This window comes from Amycolatopsis taiwanensis DSM 45107, from assembly GCF_000519205.1.
GTDB lineage: Bacteria > Actinomycetota > Actinomycetes > Mycobacteriales > Pseudonocardiaceae > Amycolatopsis_E > Amycolatopsis_E taiwanensis.
Genome location: NZ_JAFB01000004.1, coordinates 25,330 through 39,909, shown reverse-complemented (window position 1 = coordinate 39,909; position 14,580 = coordinate 25,330). Strand labels below are relative to the sequence as shown.

The 14,580-nt window shown below is 70.1% G+C and carries 13 protein-coding genes; 9 read left to right on the top strand and 4 right to left on the bottom strand.

Annotation, left to right across the window (positions count from 1 at the left end):
* The first annotated feature begins 35 nt into the window (after window positions 1-35).
* The 3 genes from A3CU_RS0102545 to A3CU_RS43245 all read left to right on the top strand — a co-directional run bounded on the left by A3CU_RS0102545 (window position 36) and on the right by A3CU_RS43245 (window position 2,337).
* The gene (locus tag A3CU_RS0102545) at window positions 36-632 is read left to right on the top strand and encodes a response regulator transcription factor (protein WP_027940930.1); all 597 of its coding nucleotides are present in this window, start codon (window positions 36-38) and stop codon (window positions 630-632) included.
* 208 nt (window positions 633-840) lie between these two features.
* On the top strand, window positions 841-1,413 hold the full coding sequence (locus A3CU_RS0102540; protein WP_027940929.1) for a sigma-70 family RNA polymerase sigma factor: 573 nt from the start codon (window positions 841-843) through the stop codon (window positions 1,411-1,413).
* A complete protein-coding gene (locus A3CU_RS43245; RefSeq protein ID WP_425388215.1) occupies window positions 1,414-2,337 on the top strand; it encodes an anti-sigma-D factor RsdA in 924 nt (307 codons plus the stop codon).
* Window positions 2,338-2,472: 135 nt separating this feature from the next.
* On the opposite strand, the gene A3CU_RS0102530 is transcribed toward A3CU_RS43245, so the two are convergent.
* Window positions 2,473-2,868, bottom strand: a complete 396-nt coding sequence (locus tag A3CU_RS0102530; protein WP_169739586.1) for a DUF5319 domain-containing protein — start codon at window positions 2,866-2,868, stop codon at window positions 2,473-2,475.
* 162 nt (window positions 2,869-3,030) lie between these two features.
* On the opposite strand from A3CU_RS0102530, the gene guaB reads away from it, so the two are divergent.
* The 3 genes from guaB (at window position 3,031) to A3CU_RS0102515 (ending at window position 7,604) form a co-directional block, all read left to right on the top strand.
* Window positions 3,031-4,533, top strand: a complete 1,503-nt coding sequence (gene guaB / locus A3CU_RS0102525; RefSeq protein ID WP_027940927.1) for an IMP dehydrogenase — start codon at window positions 3,031-3,033, stop codon at window positions 4,531-4,533.
* Between the two features lie 70 nt (window positions 4,534-4,603).
* Window positions 4,604-5,734 (top strand): GuaB3 family IMP dehydrogenase-related protein, encoded by a 1,131-nt coding sequence (locus tag A3CU_RS0102520; protein ID WP_027940926.1) that lies wholly within the window; start codon window positions 4,604-4,606, stop codon window positions 5,732-5,734.
* A gap of 211 nt (window positions 5,735-5,945) precedes the next feature.
* Window positions 5,946-7,604, top strand: coding sequence for an FAD-dependent oxidoreductase (locus A3CU_RS0102515; protein WP_027940925.1), 1,659 nt, complete (start codon window positions 5,946-5,948; stop codon window positions 7,602-7,604).
* On the opposite strand, the gene A3CU_RS0102510 is transcribed toward A3CU_RS0102515, so the two are convergent.
* Entirely contained in the window at window positions 7,599-9,044 is a 1,446-nt protein-coding gene (locus A3CU_RS0102510) for an aldehyde dehydrogenase family protein (RefSeq protein ID WP_027940924.1), read from the bottom strand. The two genes, A3CU_RS0102515 and A3CU_RS0102510, sit on opposite strands and share 6 nt — an antisense overlap.
* A 103-nt stretch (window positions 9,045-9,147) precedes the next feature.
* Here A3CU_RS0102510 and guaA point away from each other — a divergent pair, with 103 nt between their 5' ends.
* On the top strand, window positions 9,148-10,704 hold the full coding sequence (gene guaA, locus A3CU_RS0102505) for a glutamine-hydrolyzing GMP synthase (protein WP_027940923.1): 1,557 nt from the start codon (window positions 9,148-9,150) through the stop codon (window positions 10,702-10,704).
* A gap of 275 nt (window positions 10,705-10,979) precedes the next feature.
* On the opposite strand, the gene A3CU_RS0102500 is transcribed toward guaA, so the two are convergent.
* Both A3CU_RS0102500 and A3CU_RS0102495 read right to left on the bottom strand, forming a co-directional pair.
* Window positions 10,980-11,204 carry a hypothetical protein gene (locus A3CU_RS0102500; protein WP_027940922.1) on the bottom strand — a complete coding sequence of 75 codons (225 nt, stop codon included), beginning with the start codon at window positions 11,202-11,204 and terminating at the stop codon, window positions 10,980-10,982.
* A complete protein-coding gene (locus tag A3CU_RS0102495) occupies window positions 11,197-12,444 on the bottom strand; it encodes a PspC domain-containing protein (RefSeq protein WP_156960205.1) in 1,248 nt (415 codons plus the stop codon). The genes A3CU_RS0102500 and A3CU_RS0102495 overlap by 8 nt, the downstream gene beginning before the upstream one ends.
* Before the next feature lie 116 nt (window positions 12,445-12,560).
* On the opposite strand from A3CU_RS0102495, the gene A3CU_RS0102490 reads away from it, so the two are divergent.
* On the top strand, window positions 12,561-13,862 hold the full coding sequence (locus A3CU_RS0102490) for an ATP-binding protein (protein ID WP_027940920.1): 1,302 nt from the start codon (window positions 12,561-12,563) through the stop codon (window positions 13,860-13,862).
* Complete coding sequence (locus A3CU_RS0102485; RefSeq protein ID WP_425388214.1) at window positions 13,859-14,518, top strand: response regulator; 660 nt, start codon at window positions 13,859-13,861, stop codon at window positions 14,516-14,518. Before A3CU_RS0102490 ends, A3CU_RS0102485 begins: the two co-directional genes overlap by 4 nt.
* Window positions 14,519-14,580 lie beyond the last annotated feature (62 nt).

Below are 14,580 nucleotides of genomic sequence, written 5' to 3'. Positions count from 1 at the left end.
TATGGAATGTCACCCGGCTGCAGGAAGGAAACCCCGTGACGACGGTCTTGATCTGCGACGACCGACGCAGTGTTCGGGAAGGGCTTACCCGCGTGATGTCTGCCGTTCCCGGTGTCAGTCGCATCGACTGTGTAGCGCACGGTGACGAGTTGCTGGCCCGGTACTCGCGGCAGCCGGTCGACGTCGTGCTCGTCGGCACCCAGCGCGCGATGCCGGCCGGTGTGGAGGCGACTCGACGGCTGGTGTCCGCGAACCCGCAGGCCAACGTGATCGTCTTCGGCGCGCCCGACGATGCCAGCAGCATCGCCGCGGCGATCGCCGGTGGCGCTCGCGGGTACCTGCGATGGGACGCGTCCCGGCCCGAACTCGTCGCCGCCCTCGCGCACACTCTGGCCAGCACCTCGGTCCCGGCACCGCGGCAGCCCGCGGATCCCGGCGTCCAGCTCACCGAGCGCGAGCTGCAGGTGCTGCGCGGCATGAGCCAGGGCAAGAGCAACGGCCAGATCGGCCGCGAGCTCTACCTGTCCGAGGACACGGTGAAGACCCACGCCCGGCGGCTGTTCCGCAAGCTGGGTGTGCGGGACCGTGCGCAGGCCGTGGCGCACGGCTTCCGGCGTGGCCTCGTTTCCTGACCGTGAAACCGCAGGCCCGTCGTTCGATGAAGGTTCTGCCGACCCCGCCGGAGCCGCCGGCGCCACCGCCAGGCGGCGCGCCGGGCCGACCGTGCAACAGCGAGGCGGGGGCCGGAAGGTACGGTAGGCATCACCGGCGTGAGGGATGTGGACGTCGCACGCCGTCATTCTTGTACGCCTACACGTAACGCTGGGACTGTGGTCTGCGATGACCAATGTGGGGGATGGGCTGGACGAGCCAGTCGCCGCCGCCGTCGAGGGTGATCCCGAGGCGGTGGAGCGGCTGCTTGCCTCGATTCGTCCCCTTGTGGTGCGGTACTGCCGCGCCCGGGTTGGCCGGCAGGAGCGTTCGTTCGCTTCGGCAGACGATGTGGCTCAGGAGGTGTGTCTCGCGGTGCTCACGGCTCTGCCTTCGTACCGTGACCAAGGCCGCCCTTTCCTGGCCTTCGTGTACGGCATAGCCCAGCACAAGGTTGCCGATGCGCACCGGGCGGCGGCTCGTAACCGGGCCGAGCCGGTCGCGGAGATTCCCGACGAGGTCGAGCGGGGCATAGGTCCGGAGCAGCACGCCCTACAGGGGGAGCTGAACGGCCGCATGGCACAACTGCTTCAGGTGTTGCCGGACAAACAACGCGAGATCGTGGTGCTCCGAGTGGTCGTAGGTCTATCCGCGGAAGAGACCGCGGAAGCAGTCGATTCGACCCCGGGCGCGGTCCGGGTGGCCCAGCATCGCGCCCTCGCGCGACTCCGCAAGGCGCTGGCGTCTGAGGAGGTGGCCTGAGTGGCCGACCGCGAAAGTCGCGACGAGGTCAGACATCAGCTCGAGAAGCTCGGGCTCGACGACACCATGGGCGCCTCGCAAGCCGCCTTCGAGGCCGACCTGTCCGCGATCAACGCCGACGAGGCGCTGTTGGACGCGCTCGGCGGTTCCGACCCCGAGCTGGCCGACGACCTCGGCGATCAGGAGCTCAACGCGCTGCTGCTGGCGTGGCGGCGGGACATCGACAGCGAGCCGCTGGCGGAACTGGTCGACACCGACACCGCGGTCACCACGGTGAAGACCGCGTCGCTGGCAAAGCGGCACGGGAAGCGGGCCCGCCGGCGTCGCCTCCTGGTGCCGGTCGCGGCTGCTGCCGCGGTGCTGGCGATCGCGTTCACCGGCACCAGCATCGCCGCGCGCAGTGCGCAGCCCGGCGACACGCTGTGGGGCCTGACGAAGGTGCTGTACGCCGACCACGCGCGTTCGGTCGAGGCGGCCTCGGCTGCCCGCACCGATTTGCAGCAGGCCAGCATCGCGATCGCGCAGGGCAACATCATCGCCGCCCAGCAGGCGCTCGCGGCGGCGGCGGTGAACCTGAAGGACGTCGCCGAGGAGGACAACCTGCGCCAGCTGATGGCCGAGCACAGGCAGCTCAGCGAGCGGTTGCAGAACCCAGGGCAAGTGACATTGCCGCCGGTGTCCACCAGTCCGCCGGCGTCCTCCGAGTCCTCGTCGGCCTCGCCCACGAGCACTACGCCGACGACCACCACGACGCCGCCCTCGTCGACGACGACGCCCAGCACGTCGCCGAGTTCCGAAACTTCGGCGCCCACCACCTCGACCCAGCCCCCGGCGGGCGGGAGCGCGGGCCGTTCGGACACGACCTCGGGCGCCGGCGGCGGGCCCGTCGCACCGTTCCACAACGAATCTTCCGGCGATAACTGACCCGAGCCCACGAATGCGGCCGGTGAAACCGGCCGCATTCGTGGTGTGCACGCTATGCGTGAGAACGGGGGCGCGCCTGCCTGGCTCGGCTCCGGTTATCCGTAGCAAACGCCCCTTCCTCGCTTTCGCGAGCGGTCAGTAGGCGCTTTCGGTGGCCGTGACGCCGTCGGCGAAGCCGCGGCAGTAATCCCAGCTGACGTAGTTGGCCGGGTCGGGATCGTAGGCCGGCTCGTGTGGCCGCATCCGGCCGTCCGACAGCAACTGTTCGAGGCTGGCGCGCAGCAGGTGCCAGTCGTGGTAGTGCGGCTCCTCACACTCACCGCAGTCCACGACGATTCCGCGGATTCCCCGGGGCTCCAGCAGCGCCTGGTAAACCGCCAGGTCGGAGAGGTCGGCGAGCAGGTCGGCGCGGGTTTGCGCGTCGATCTGCTCGGCCGGCTCGTCCTCGAAGGAACCCAGGCCTGCGGCCGGGTCGTCGGGGTCGTCGGCAAACGGGTCGGGAGGCAACACATCGTGCGGCACGCGTGGCACGGTACCCGGCCGGGACCATCTCCTGTCCAGTGCCTTTCCCGGAATGCCCGTGAGCAGTGGTTCTTCTCGTCACGTTGTGCCCGTCCCGAGGCTCTGCCGTCGCCGTCGGCGGATACCATCAAGGCAGGTTTACCGGAAGCCGAGGAAGGTCAATCGCCAGCCATGACGAGCGAGTTCGCCCCCCATGACAAGTTCGCGATGCTGGGCCTGACCTTTGACGACGTCCTGCTGCTGCCCGCGGAGTCGGACGTGGTGCCCAGCGCGGTGGACACCTCGACCAGGTTGTCCCGCAACATCACGCTGCGTGTCCCGCTGCTCTCGGCGGCCATGGACACCGTCACGGAGTCCCGCATGGCCATCGCCATGGCCCGCCAGGGTGGCATGGGTGTGCTGCACCGCAACATGTCCATCGAGGAGCAGGCGGCGGCGGTCGAGGTGGTCAAGCGGTCCGAGGCCGGCATGGTCACCGACCCGGTGACCTGCTCGCCGGACGACACCCTCGCCGAGGTGGACGCGCTGTGCGCGCGGTTTCGCATCTCCGGCGTGCCGGTCACCGACGCCTCCGGCACCCTCGTCGGCATCATCACCAACCGCGACATGCGCTTCGAGGTGGACTACAGCCGCCCGGTCAGCGAGGTGATGACCAGGCAGCCGCTGATCACCGCACAGGTCGGGGTGACCGCGGACGCCGCGCTCGGGCTGCTGCGCCGCAACAAGATCGAGAAGCTGCCGATCGTCGACGGCGCGGGCAAGCTGCGCGGCCTGATCACCGTGAAGGACTTCGTCAAGACCGAGCAGTACCCCAACGCGACCAAGGACCCCGACGGCCGGTTGCTCGTCGGTGCGGCGGTCGGGATCGGCGCCGCCGGGCACCAGCGGGCGATGGCGCTTGCCGACGCCGGGGTGGACGTGCTGATGGTCGACACGGCGCACGGCCATTCGCGCGCCGTCGTCGACATGGTCAAGCTGCTGAAGAAGGAGTTCGGCGACTCGGTCGACGTCGTCGGCGGGAACGTGGCGACCCGCGCCGGGGCGCAGGCACTGGTGGACGCCGGTGCGGATGCGGTCAAGGTGGGGGTCGGGCCGGGCTCGATCTGCACCACCCGGATCGTGGCCGGGGTCGGTGTGCCGCAGATCTCCGCGATCTACGAGGCCGACCAGGCGTGCCGCCCGGCCGGCGTCCCGGTGATCGGCGACGGCGGCATCCAGTACTCGGGTGACATCGCCAAGGCCATCACGGCCGGCGCGTCCTCGGTGATGCTGGGCAGCCTGCTGGCCGGCACCGCGGAGGCGCCCGGCGACCTGATCCTGGTCAACGGCAAGCAGTTCAAGACCTACCGTGGGATGGGCTCGCTGGGGGCGATGCAGTCGCGCGACGGGCGGAAGTCCTACTCGAAGGACCGTTACGCGCAGGACGACGTGCTCTCCGAGGACAAACTGGTGCCCGAGGGCATCGAGGGGCGCATCCCCTTCCGCGGGCCGCTGGTCAACGTGGTGCACCAGTTGGTCGGCGGGTTGCGCTCCGGCATGGGTTACGCGGGCGCGGAGACCGTGGCCGCGTTGCAGGAGGCGCAGTTGGTGCGGATCACCGCTGCCGGGCTGAAGGAAAGCCACCCTCATGACGTCACGATGACTGTCGAGGCCCCGAACTACACCTCGCGGTAAGCTGTCCGGCCGCGTCGAGTCACCGGGCGAGAACGGGCCGCCGGGATCGGCGGCAGGAAAGGATCTTTACGTGCGGGATCTGGTCGAGATCGGCATGGGGCGTACCGCGCGGCGGGCGTACGACCTCGACGACGTGGAGATCGTCCCGTCGCGGCGGACGCGCTCGTCCGCCGTTGTGTCCACCGCCTGGCAGATCGACGCCTACCGGTTCGACCTGCCGCTGGTGACGCATCCGACGGACGCCGTCGTGTCGCCGGAGAGCGCGGTGGCGATCGGCAAGCTCGGCGGGCTGGGCGTGCTCAACGCGGAGGGCCTGTGGGCCCGCCACGCCGACGCCGAGGCGGCGATCGGCCGGCTTGCCGAGACGGCCAAGGACGAGGATCCGACCGCGCTGGTGCGGCTGCTGCAGGAACTGCACTCGGCGCCGGTGCAGCCCGAACTGCTCGGCCAGGCGCTGCGGACCGTGCGCGAGTCCGGTGCCACCGTGGCCGCCCGGGTGAGCCCCCAGCACGCCGCCGAGCTCACCCCGCACCTGATCGCGGCCGGGGTGGAGATCCTCGTGGTGCAGGGCACGATCGTGTCCGCCGAGCACGTCGCCCGCGACGACGACCCGTTGGATCTCAAGGACTTCATCGGCCGGCTGGACGTGCCGGTGATCGCCGGCGGGGTGGCCGACTACCGGACCGCCATGCACCTGATGCGCACCGGCGCCGCCGGGGTGATCGTCGGCCACGGGTACACGCCGGGCATCACCAGCACCGACCGCGTGCTGGGCATCGGCGTGCCGATGGCGACGGCCATCATCGACGCGGCCGCGGCCCGGCGGGACTATCTCGACGAGACCGGTGGCCGGTACGTCCACGTGCTGGCCGACGGGGGCATGACGTCGTCCGGCGACATCGCCAAGGCCATCGCTTGTGGTGCGGACGCCGTGATGCTCGGCGCGCCCCTCGCGGCGGCCTCCGAGGCGCCGGGACACGGCCTGTACTGGACGGCGGCCGCCGCGCATCCCTCGCTGCCGCGGTCGCGGGTCGCGGCCGGGCCCGACCTCAAGGTGGATCTCAAGACCCTGCTGTACGGGCCTTCGTCGGACGCCGAGGGTGCGGTGAACCTGTTCGGCGCCCTTCGTCGCGCACTGGCGAAGACGGGCTACTCCGACCTCAAGGAGTTCCAGAAGGTCGGCCTGTCGGTCCGTAGGTAACCCGTGCATGAGTGGTCCGTCCATGCCGAAAGTCCAGGCATGAGTGAGGAGTTCATGCCGATTTCGGGGAGTAACGGGTCACTCATGCCCTAGCGGTTTTGACTAGGCTGCACCTGTGACCACGGGTAACAGCAACGCCGCTGACTCTGCCTTCTGTGGGGGCTCTGCCCCCACGCCCCCGACTGGGGGCAAGCCCTCAGACCCCTTTGACGTGATCGTTGTCGGTTCCGGCTTCGGGGGCAGCGTCGCCGCCCTGCGGCTGACCGAGAAGGGCTACCGGGTAGCCGTCATCGAGGCGGGCCGCCGGTTCGCCGACGACGAGTTCGCGGAGACCTCCTGGGACCTCAGGCGATACCTGTGGGCGCCCCCGCTCGGCTGCTTCGGCATCCAGCGCGTGCATCTGCTCCGGGACGTCATGATCCTCGCCGGCGCGGGTGTCGGCGGCGGATCGCTGGTCTACGCCAACACGCTGTACCGGCCGCTCAAGCCCTTCTACACCGACCGGCAGTGGGCGCACATCACGGACTGGGAGTCCGAGCTGGCGCCCTACTACGACCAGGCGAGCCGCATGCTGGGCGTGGTCACCAATCCCACCATCACGCCGTCGGACGAGGTGATGCGCAAGGTCGCCGCCGATCTGGGGGTGGCGGACACCTTTCGCCCGACGCCGGTCGGGGTGTATTTCGGCAAGCCCGGCGAGACCGTCGACGATCCGTACTTCGGCGGCGTGGGTCCCCGGCGCACCGGCTGCACCGAATGCGGGTCGTGCATGACCGGCTGCCGGGTGGGCGCGAAGAACACCCTGGTCAAGAACTATCTCTACCTGGCTGAACGCGGCGGCGCGAAGGTCATTCCGATGACCACGGTCACCGCCGTCCGGCCGCACGGAGACGGCCGGTTCGAGGTCGACATCCGCCGGACCGGCAGCTCGTCGTCGCGGTGCCGGCGAACGCTCACCGCGGAGAAGGTCGTGCTGGCCGCCGGCACCTGGGGAACCCAGCGTCTGCTGCACCGGATGCGGGACACCGGCGCGCTGCCCCGGCTGTCACCGCGGCTGGGCGAGCTCACCAGGACCAACTCGGAGGCGATCATCGGCGCCGCCCGGCGCACGGTCGACCCCGACCGGGATTTCAGCCGGGGCGTGGCCATCACGTCGTCCATCCATCCCGACGAGACGACTCACATCGAGCCCGTGCGCTATGGCAAGGGCAGCAACGCGATGAGCCTGCTGCAGACCATCGCCACGGATGGCGCCTCGGCAGTGCCGCGGTGGGTCCAGGCCCTGCGATTCGTCGCGAGGCACCCGCGGCAAACGGTGTCCCTGCTCAACAGCCGCAGGTGGAGCGAGCGGACGGTCATCCTGCTGGTGATGCAGAGCCTGGACAACTCGATCACCACCTTCACCAGGCGAGGACTGTTCGGCCGCCGGTACACCTCGAAGCAGGGCCACGGCGAGCCGAATCCCACCTTCATCGAGGCCGGGCACCGGGCGAACCTGCGCACGGCCGAGCACATCGGCGGCGTGGCCGGTGGCACCTGGGGCGAGATCTTCAACATCCCGCTGACCGCGCACTTCATCGGCGGCGCGCCGATCGGGGCGAACGCTTCGGAGGGCGTCATCGACCCGTACCACCGGGTGTTCGGCTATCCAGGGCTGTCCGTTGTGGACGGTACGGCGATCAGTGCGAACCTCGGTGTCAACCCGGCGCTCACCATCACCGCCCAGGCCGAGCGAGCGTTCTCCCTGTGGCCGAACAAGGGCGAAGCCGATCCGCGCCCGGACCAGACCGCGGGCTACCGCCGGCTGGACCCGGTCGCGCCGAAGGAACCGGCCGTTCCCGACGGTGCCCCGACGGCCCTGCGGCTATAGGTCGATCCCGGCGAACACCGTGACCCGGTCCTCGGTGAGGTCGCGCATCGCCGCCAGCACGCCTTCGCGGCCGACGCCGGAACCTTTCACCCCGCCATAGGGCATCTGATCGGCCCGGTACGACGGCACGTCGCCGATGATCACCCCGCCGACCTCCAGCTCCGCGGAAGCCCGGAACGCCAGCGGGAGATCGCGGGTGAAGATGCCGGCCTGCAGACCGAACGCCGACGCGTTGACCGCCGCCAGGGCCTCATCCGCACTGTCCACAACGGATACCGCGAGCACCGGCCCGAAGATCTCGTCCGCCCACGCCCTGGCATCCGGCGGGACGTCGGTGAGCACGGTCGGCTCGACGCTCGTGCCTTCCCTCGTGCCTCCGGTGAGAACCTTCGCGCCACCGGCCACCGCCTCCGCGATCCAGTCCATGATCCGCTTCGCGGCGGCTTCGTCCACCACCGGGCCGACATCGACACCGGTGTCGTACGGGTCGCCGGTGTTCAGCGCCGCCACGGCGGACACGAGCGCGGGCACGAATTCGTCGGCGACCGAGCGCTCCACGATCACCCGCTGCACCGCGATACAGGATTGTCCGGCCTGATAGTTGCCGAAGGTGGCGATGCGGGCCGCCGCTCCGGGCAGGTCGGGCCAGTCGCCGAGTACGACGGCGGCCGCGTTTCCGCCCAGCTCCAGCACCACGTGCTTGCGCGGCGCCGCTTCGGCCAGCGCCCAGCCCACCGGGCCCGAGCCGGTGAAGGAGACCACCGGCAGCCGAGGGTCGGCCACCAGCGCCCTGGTTTCCTCATTGCCGAGCGGCAGCACGGAGAACGCGCCTTCCGGCAGGCCTGTCTCCGCGAGGAGTTCGCCGAGAATCAGTGCGGACAGCGGGGTGCGCGGCGCGGGCTTGACGATGATCGGGGCGCCCACGGCAAGCGCCGGGGCCACCTTGTGCGCCACCAGGTTGAGCGGGAAGTTGAACGGCGAGATCCCGAGCACCGGTCCGCGCGGCACCCGCCGGATCATCGCGAGCCGGCCCTCTCCCGACTCGTCGGTGTCGAGCCGTTGCAGGTCGCCGGTGAACCGGCGCGCCTCTTCCGCGGCGATCCGGAACACCGAGATCGCGCGGCGGACCTCGGCTTCCGACCATTTGAACGGCTTGCCGTTCTCCGCGGTGATCACCTCGGCCAGTTCCTCGGCGCGCTCGGCCAGGCCACGCGAGAGGAGATCGAGCGCATCGGCGCGCACATGCGCGGGCGCCCGCCGCAACTCCGGTGCCACGGCCGCGGCCGCGGCGACCGCACGCTCGACCTGCTCCGTTCCGGGCACCGCGACGGCGGCGACCTCGGTGCCGTCGAAGGGATGGCTGACCAGGAGCGTTCCCTCGCCCTGCTCGGGCCGGCCGGCGATCCAGGCGGGCCGCGGCTGCGGAGTGATCGTGTCCATGCGCCCACCGTAGGCTCGCCGGGCGCGGACCCGGGCCGGGGGCACGGTGGCGCAGCTCACCTGGGACGATGGTGGTAAACGCCGGATGTTCGAGGAGATGCAGGTGCCCAGTCCGACAGGTCCCGTCGTGGTCGTCGACTTCGGCGCGCAATACGCGCAGCTGATCGCCCGCCGGGTCCGCGAGGCCCAGGTGTACTCCGAGGTCGTGCCGCACACGGCGACGGTCGAGGAGATCCTGGCGAAGAAGCCGGCCGCGATCGTCCTCTCCGGTGGCCCGGCGAGCGCCTACTCCCCAGGGGCGCCGGGCATGGATCCGGAGCTGGCCAGGACCGGCGTGCCGATCTTCGGCATCTGCTACGGCTTTCACGTGCTTGCCCAGGCACTCGGCGGCGTCGTCGAGGCCACCGGCGCGCGTGAGTTCGGCCGCACCGAGATCAACCTCCTCGGCGACGGCGGCGTGCTGCACCGCGAACTTCCCGGCCGCCACCAGGTCTGGATGAGCCACGGCGACAGCGTCACGAAGGCTCCCGACGGTGCCGCGGTCACCGCGACTTCGGAGGGCGCCCCGGTCGCGGCCTACGAGAACCCGTCCGAGCGGTACGCCGGCGTTCAGTACCACCCGGAGGTGCTGCACTCTCCGCACGGCCAGGAGGTGCTGCGCCGGTTCCTGCACGAGATCGCCGGCATCCGTCCGGAATGGACCACCGCGTCGATCGTGGACGACCAGGTCGCCAAGGTCCGCGCACAGGTCGGGGATGGCCGGGCGATCTGCGCGCTGTCCGGTGGCGTGGACTCGGCGGTCGCCGCGGCGCTCGTCCAGCGTGCCATCGGGGACCGGCTGACCTGCGTTTTCGTCGACCACGGGCTGCTGCGCGCCGGTGAACGCGCTCAGGTCGAGCGGGACTTCGTCGCGGCGACCGGGGTGAACCTGGTCACCGTCGACGCCCGCGAACGCTTCCTCGACGCGCTGGCGGGCGTCAGTGACCCGGAGGAGAAGCGCAAGATCATCGGTCGCGAGTTCATCCGGGTGTTCGAGCAGGCCGAGCGGGACCTCAAGGCCGAAGGGGACTACCGGTTCCTGGTCCAGGGCACGCTCTACCCCGACGTGGTCGAATCCGGCGGCGGGACCGGCGCCGCCAACATCAAGAGCCACCACAACGTCGGCGGCCTGCCCGAGGACCTGCAGTTCGAACTGGTCGAGCCGCTGCGCCTGCTGTTCAAGGACGAGGTGCGCCGGGTCGGCCTGGAACTGGGCCTGCCGGAGACGATCGTGCACCGGCAGCCCTTCCCCGGCCCGGGGCTGGGCATCCGGATCATCGGCGAGGTCACCGCGGACCGCCTGGAAACGCTGCGTGCCGCCGACGCGATCGCCCGCGAGGAACTCACCGCCGCTGGTCTGGACCGGACCATCTGGCAGTGCCCGGTTGTTCTGCTCGCCGAGGTCCGCAGCGTCGGGGTGCAGGGCGACGGCCGGACCTACGGGCATCCGGTGGTGCTGCGGCCGGTGTCCAGCGAGGACGCCATGACCGCCGACTGGACCCGTCTGCCCTACGAAGTGCTCGAGCGGATCTCGACCCGGATCACCAACGAGGTGCCCGAGGTCAACCGGGTGGTCCTGGACGTGACCAGCAAGCCCCCGGGCACCATCGAGTGGGAGTGACCGCGAGTCCCACCTTCAAGGTGCGCGTGTCCCACACTCAGGGCGCGTGAGTTCCACATTCAAGGTGCGCGAGTTCCACACTCGTTGAGCCGCAAGCACGGTCGGCCTGACCTATCTCGACTGTTCGGTCCGACCTGGCATGGCCATCGATTCGATGGGTAGGAGCCAATGCCGGCTCATTCTGAGCCGCGGACGACCTACCACAATTGCCTCCCCCGGGTTGGCGTTCCGGGGGAGGCTGCCACTCTGTAACCGGTCAGTGGCGCAAAAGTGTGCTACTTCCGGCGCATCGAAGCGCCGAGCATGAGCGTCCCGACGAGCACCGCGCCGCCCGCGAGGATCCAGCGCAGGTCCAGGTGGGGCAACCAGGTCGCGCCATCGGTGAGCACGTAGGCGGACACCAGGAGTGTGGCCACACCGAGGATCAGCGTGAACAAGTTCACCCGGCGACGCTGCGGGGACTGCTCGGTTTCCTCGCACTGGTACGGGTTTTCAGTCACGACGCACCTCCACGCTGCCCGCGGCCTGCCTGATGTTCAGGGTGATCTGTGGCCCGCCGACACCGTCCGGCCCGAGATCCGTGCCGGTGACCGCTGCCCTCCCCACACCGTCGCTCTGGTTGCCCAGGCAGTCGACGTTGCCGGCCTGGACCTGGCAGCTGTACCGGACGTCCGCATTGGCCGGCACGACGACGGTGGTGTTTCCGGCGCCGTTGCGGACATCCGTGGTGACCGGGGCCGTCGCGTCCAACCGGGTGAGGTCGAGGTCGATGTCACCCGCGGTGTGCTGGTACACCCGCTGAACCTCGGCGGCGGTGTGTGGCACGGCAGTGATGTTCCCGTAGCCGCCGGTGTAGTCGCTGATCGGCACCGCGGTCGTCACCAGCCCGGCGATGGACAGCGGGATCGCCCAGCCGATCAGGCCCCGGCCGCCGTTGAGGAAGGCGCCGGTGACCATGCCCACCCCCAGCACGCCCAGCGCCAGGCCGATGATGTGCTGCACCGAGAACCAGGTCACCCCACTGCTGCCCAGCGCCGCTCCGACGCCGGCCACGACCAGTGCGACCGCGAAGGTGGCGAGGCCGACCGCGGAATTGCGCCGGCGCGATGGTGCGGGTTTCCGTGGGGGTGGTGGTGTCGGCGCGGGTGCGGGATCCGGCAGATCCCAGCCCAGCGGCGCCGCGCCGAGCGGGTCCCAGCTCGACGATCGTTCCGCCGAGGGCGCCGACGACGACATGGAGAAGGCGGCGCCGGTCGCTTTCTCGACGACTGGAGCGACCGGCCGGTTGAACTGCCCGCGACTGCGGTGCAGCAGGTAGAGCGCGGTCACCAGCATCGCCAGTCCGATCACGCCGCCCCCGCTGAACCACCCACCGGCGAAGGCCCAACTGGTGAGCGGGAAGAACAGGACGATCAGCGCGATCGTGAAGCCCTTGGACATCGAGCTCCGGTGGTGTCCGGCCAGCGCCTCGATCGGCGAAACTTCGTCGTACTCCCCGGGGAACAGCAGCCAGGACAGCAGATAGAGGGACACGCCGGCGCCACCGAAGATGGTGGCGGTCACGAACGCCACCCGGACGAGCACCGGGTCGATGCCGTACCGGTTGCCGATTCCGGCGGCGACCCCGGCGACCTTGCGGCCGTGAATCGGACGTCGCGGGCGGCTGGCCCAGAAGTCCTTGAGAGTCTCCTCGAAGCCGCCCGGTCCAGGCGAGCTCGATGCTGCGTTTGCGCCACTCATGACCAAGAGCATGCGGCAGTCCGCGTGCGTACGCATCGGGGAACCTCCCTGAGATTCCGGATCAGGGTCATTCCCCGATGCGTCCTTGCTTGCGGGCATGTGACCATGTCAGAACCATGGACACCGTGCAGGAACAGGTTCGGGAACCGGCCGTGACGCCGGCCACCGCCACGCGCTCGCCGGCCGAGCTTGACGAGTCGCCGAAGCTGTACCGCCGCCGCTCCGGCCGCGCGGTCGCCGGGGTGTCCGGCGGGCTCGCCGACCATCTCGGCGTCCGGGTGCTGTGGGTGCGTGCGGCCTTCGCCGTGCTCGCGGCCTTCGGTGGCGCGGGCATGGTCGCGTACGGCCTGTTGTGGGTTTTCGTCCCGCAGCAAGCCAACGAGGAGGCCACCGAACCGGCCTCCACCAAGGAACGACAGCAAGCGCTTGCGCTGGTCCTCCTCGGCATCGGCCTTTCCGTCGGCAGCAGCATGCTCAGCGGCGCGATCAGCGGCTGGGTGGCCGTTCCGGTGGCGGTCGCCCTGGTCGGCGCCGCGGTGGTCTGGCGGGAGGCCGACGAGTCCCAGCGCCGGCGATGGCGGGACGGGGCGCGATCCGGTGTCGCGGGAGTCGTCGTCGGGGGTGGCGGCTGGTCCGCCATGGTGCGGGTGCTGGCCGGTGCCGCGCTGGTGGTGACCGGCATCGGCGTGGTGGTGGTGCGCAGCGGGAGCTTCGACCAGATCAAGTTCGCGCTGATCGCCGTGCTGGCCACGCTGGTCGGAGTCGCGGTACTGACCATCCCGTTCTGGGTGCGCATGGTGCGCGATCTCGGTGAGGAACGCCGCGCTCGCATCCGCACCGAGGAGCGCGCGGAGATCGCGGCCCACCTGCACGATTCGGTGTTGCAGACCCTAGCGCTGATCCAGAAACAGGCCGAGGCGCCGAAGGAGGTCGCGCGGCTGGCGCGCGGCCAGGAGCGCGAACTGCGTGGCTGGCTGTACGGGCCGTCCGGTTACGGCGAGCGCCAGAAAGTCGCCAGCGGCCAGCTTTCCGTGGCGCTGGCCGCGGCCTGTGGCGAAGTGGAGGACTCCTTCGCGATCTCGGTGTCGCAGGTCGTCGTCGGCGATGCGGAGCTCGACGAGCCGCTGACCGCGCTGGTTCAGGCCGCCCGGGAAGCGATTGTGAACGCGGCCAAGCACGCGGGCGTCGAAGAAGTAAGCGTGTACGCCGAGGTGGAACCGACATCGGTTACGGTGTTCGTGCGTGACCGGGGCAAGGGCTTCGATCCGGAGACAGTGCCGCAACACCGCCACGGGCTCGCCGATTCGATCCGCGGCAGGATGGAACGCAATGGCGGCACCGTCCGGCTGCGTACCGCGCCCGGCGAGGGCACCGAGGTACAGCTTGAGATGCCGGTGGCGAAGAAGGGATCCTCGTGACTGACAGCCCCGTGACCGTCTTCCTGGTCGACGACCATGCACTGTTCCGCGCCGGTGTGCGCACGGAACTGGATTCCATCACCGACGAGGTGCGCGTGGTCGGCGAGGCGGGCTCGGTGGCCGAAGCGGTCGCCGGGATTCTCCGCGTGAAACCGCAGGTGGTGCTGCTGGACGTGCACATGCCCGACGGCGGTGGCGCCGAGGTGTTGCGGCGGGTCCGGACGGAGCTGCCGGACGTGGTGTTCCTGGCGCTTTCGGTGTCCGACGCGGCCGAGGACGTGATCGCGGTCATTCGCGCCGGTGCCCGCGGCTACGTCACCAAGACGATCTCCTCCAAGGAACTGGTCCGGGCCGTTTCCCGGGTGGCCGACGGGGATGCGGTGTTCTCACCGAGGCTGGCCGGGTTCGTGCTGGACGCCTTCGCCGACCGCCCGGGGTCGGCGCCGATCAGCGACCCCGAACTGGACCTGCTCACCCCGCGCGAGCGGGACGTGCTGCGCCTGCTCGCGCGGGGCTACGCGTACAAGGAGATCGCGTCGGAGCTGTTCATTTCGGTGAAGACGGTCGAGACCCACGTGTCGAGCGTGTTGCGGAAGACCCAGCTGTCCAACCGCTATGAGCTTTCCCGTTGGGCCTCCGACCGCCGGCTCGTCTGACGGCCGGCGTGTCCCCGGTCCAGGCATCCGAGTTCCGGCTTCAGGCATCCGAGTTCCGGCTT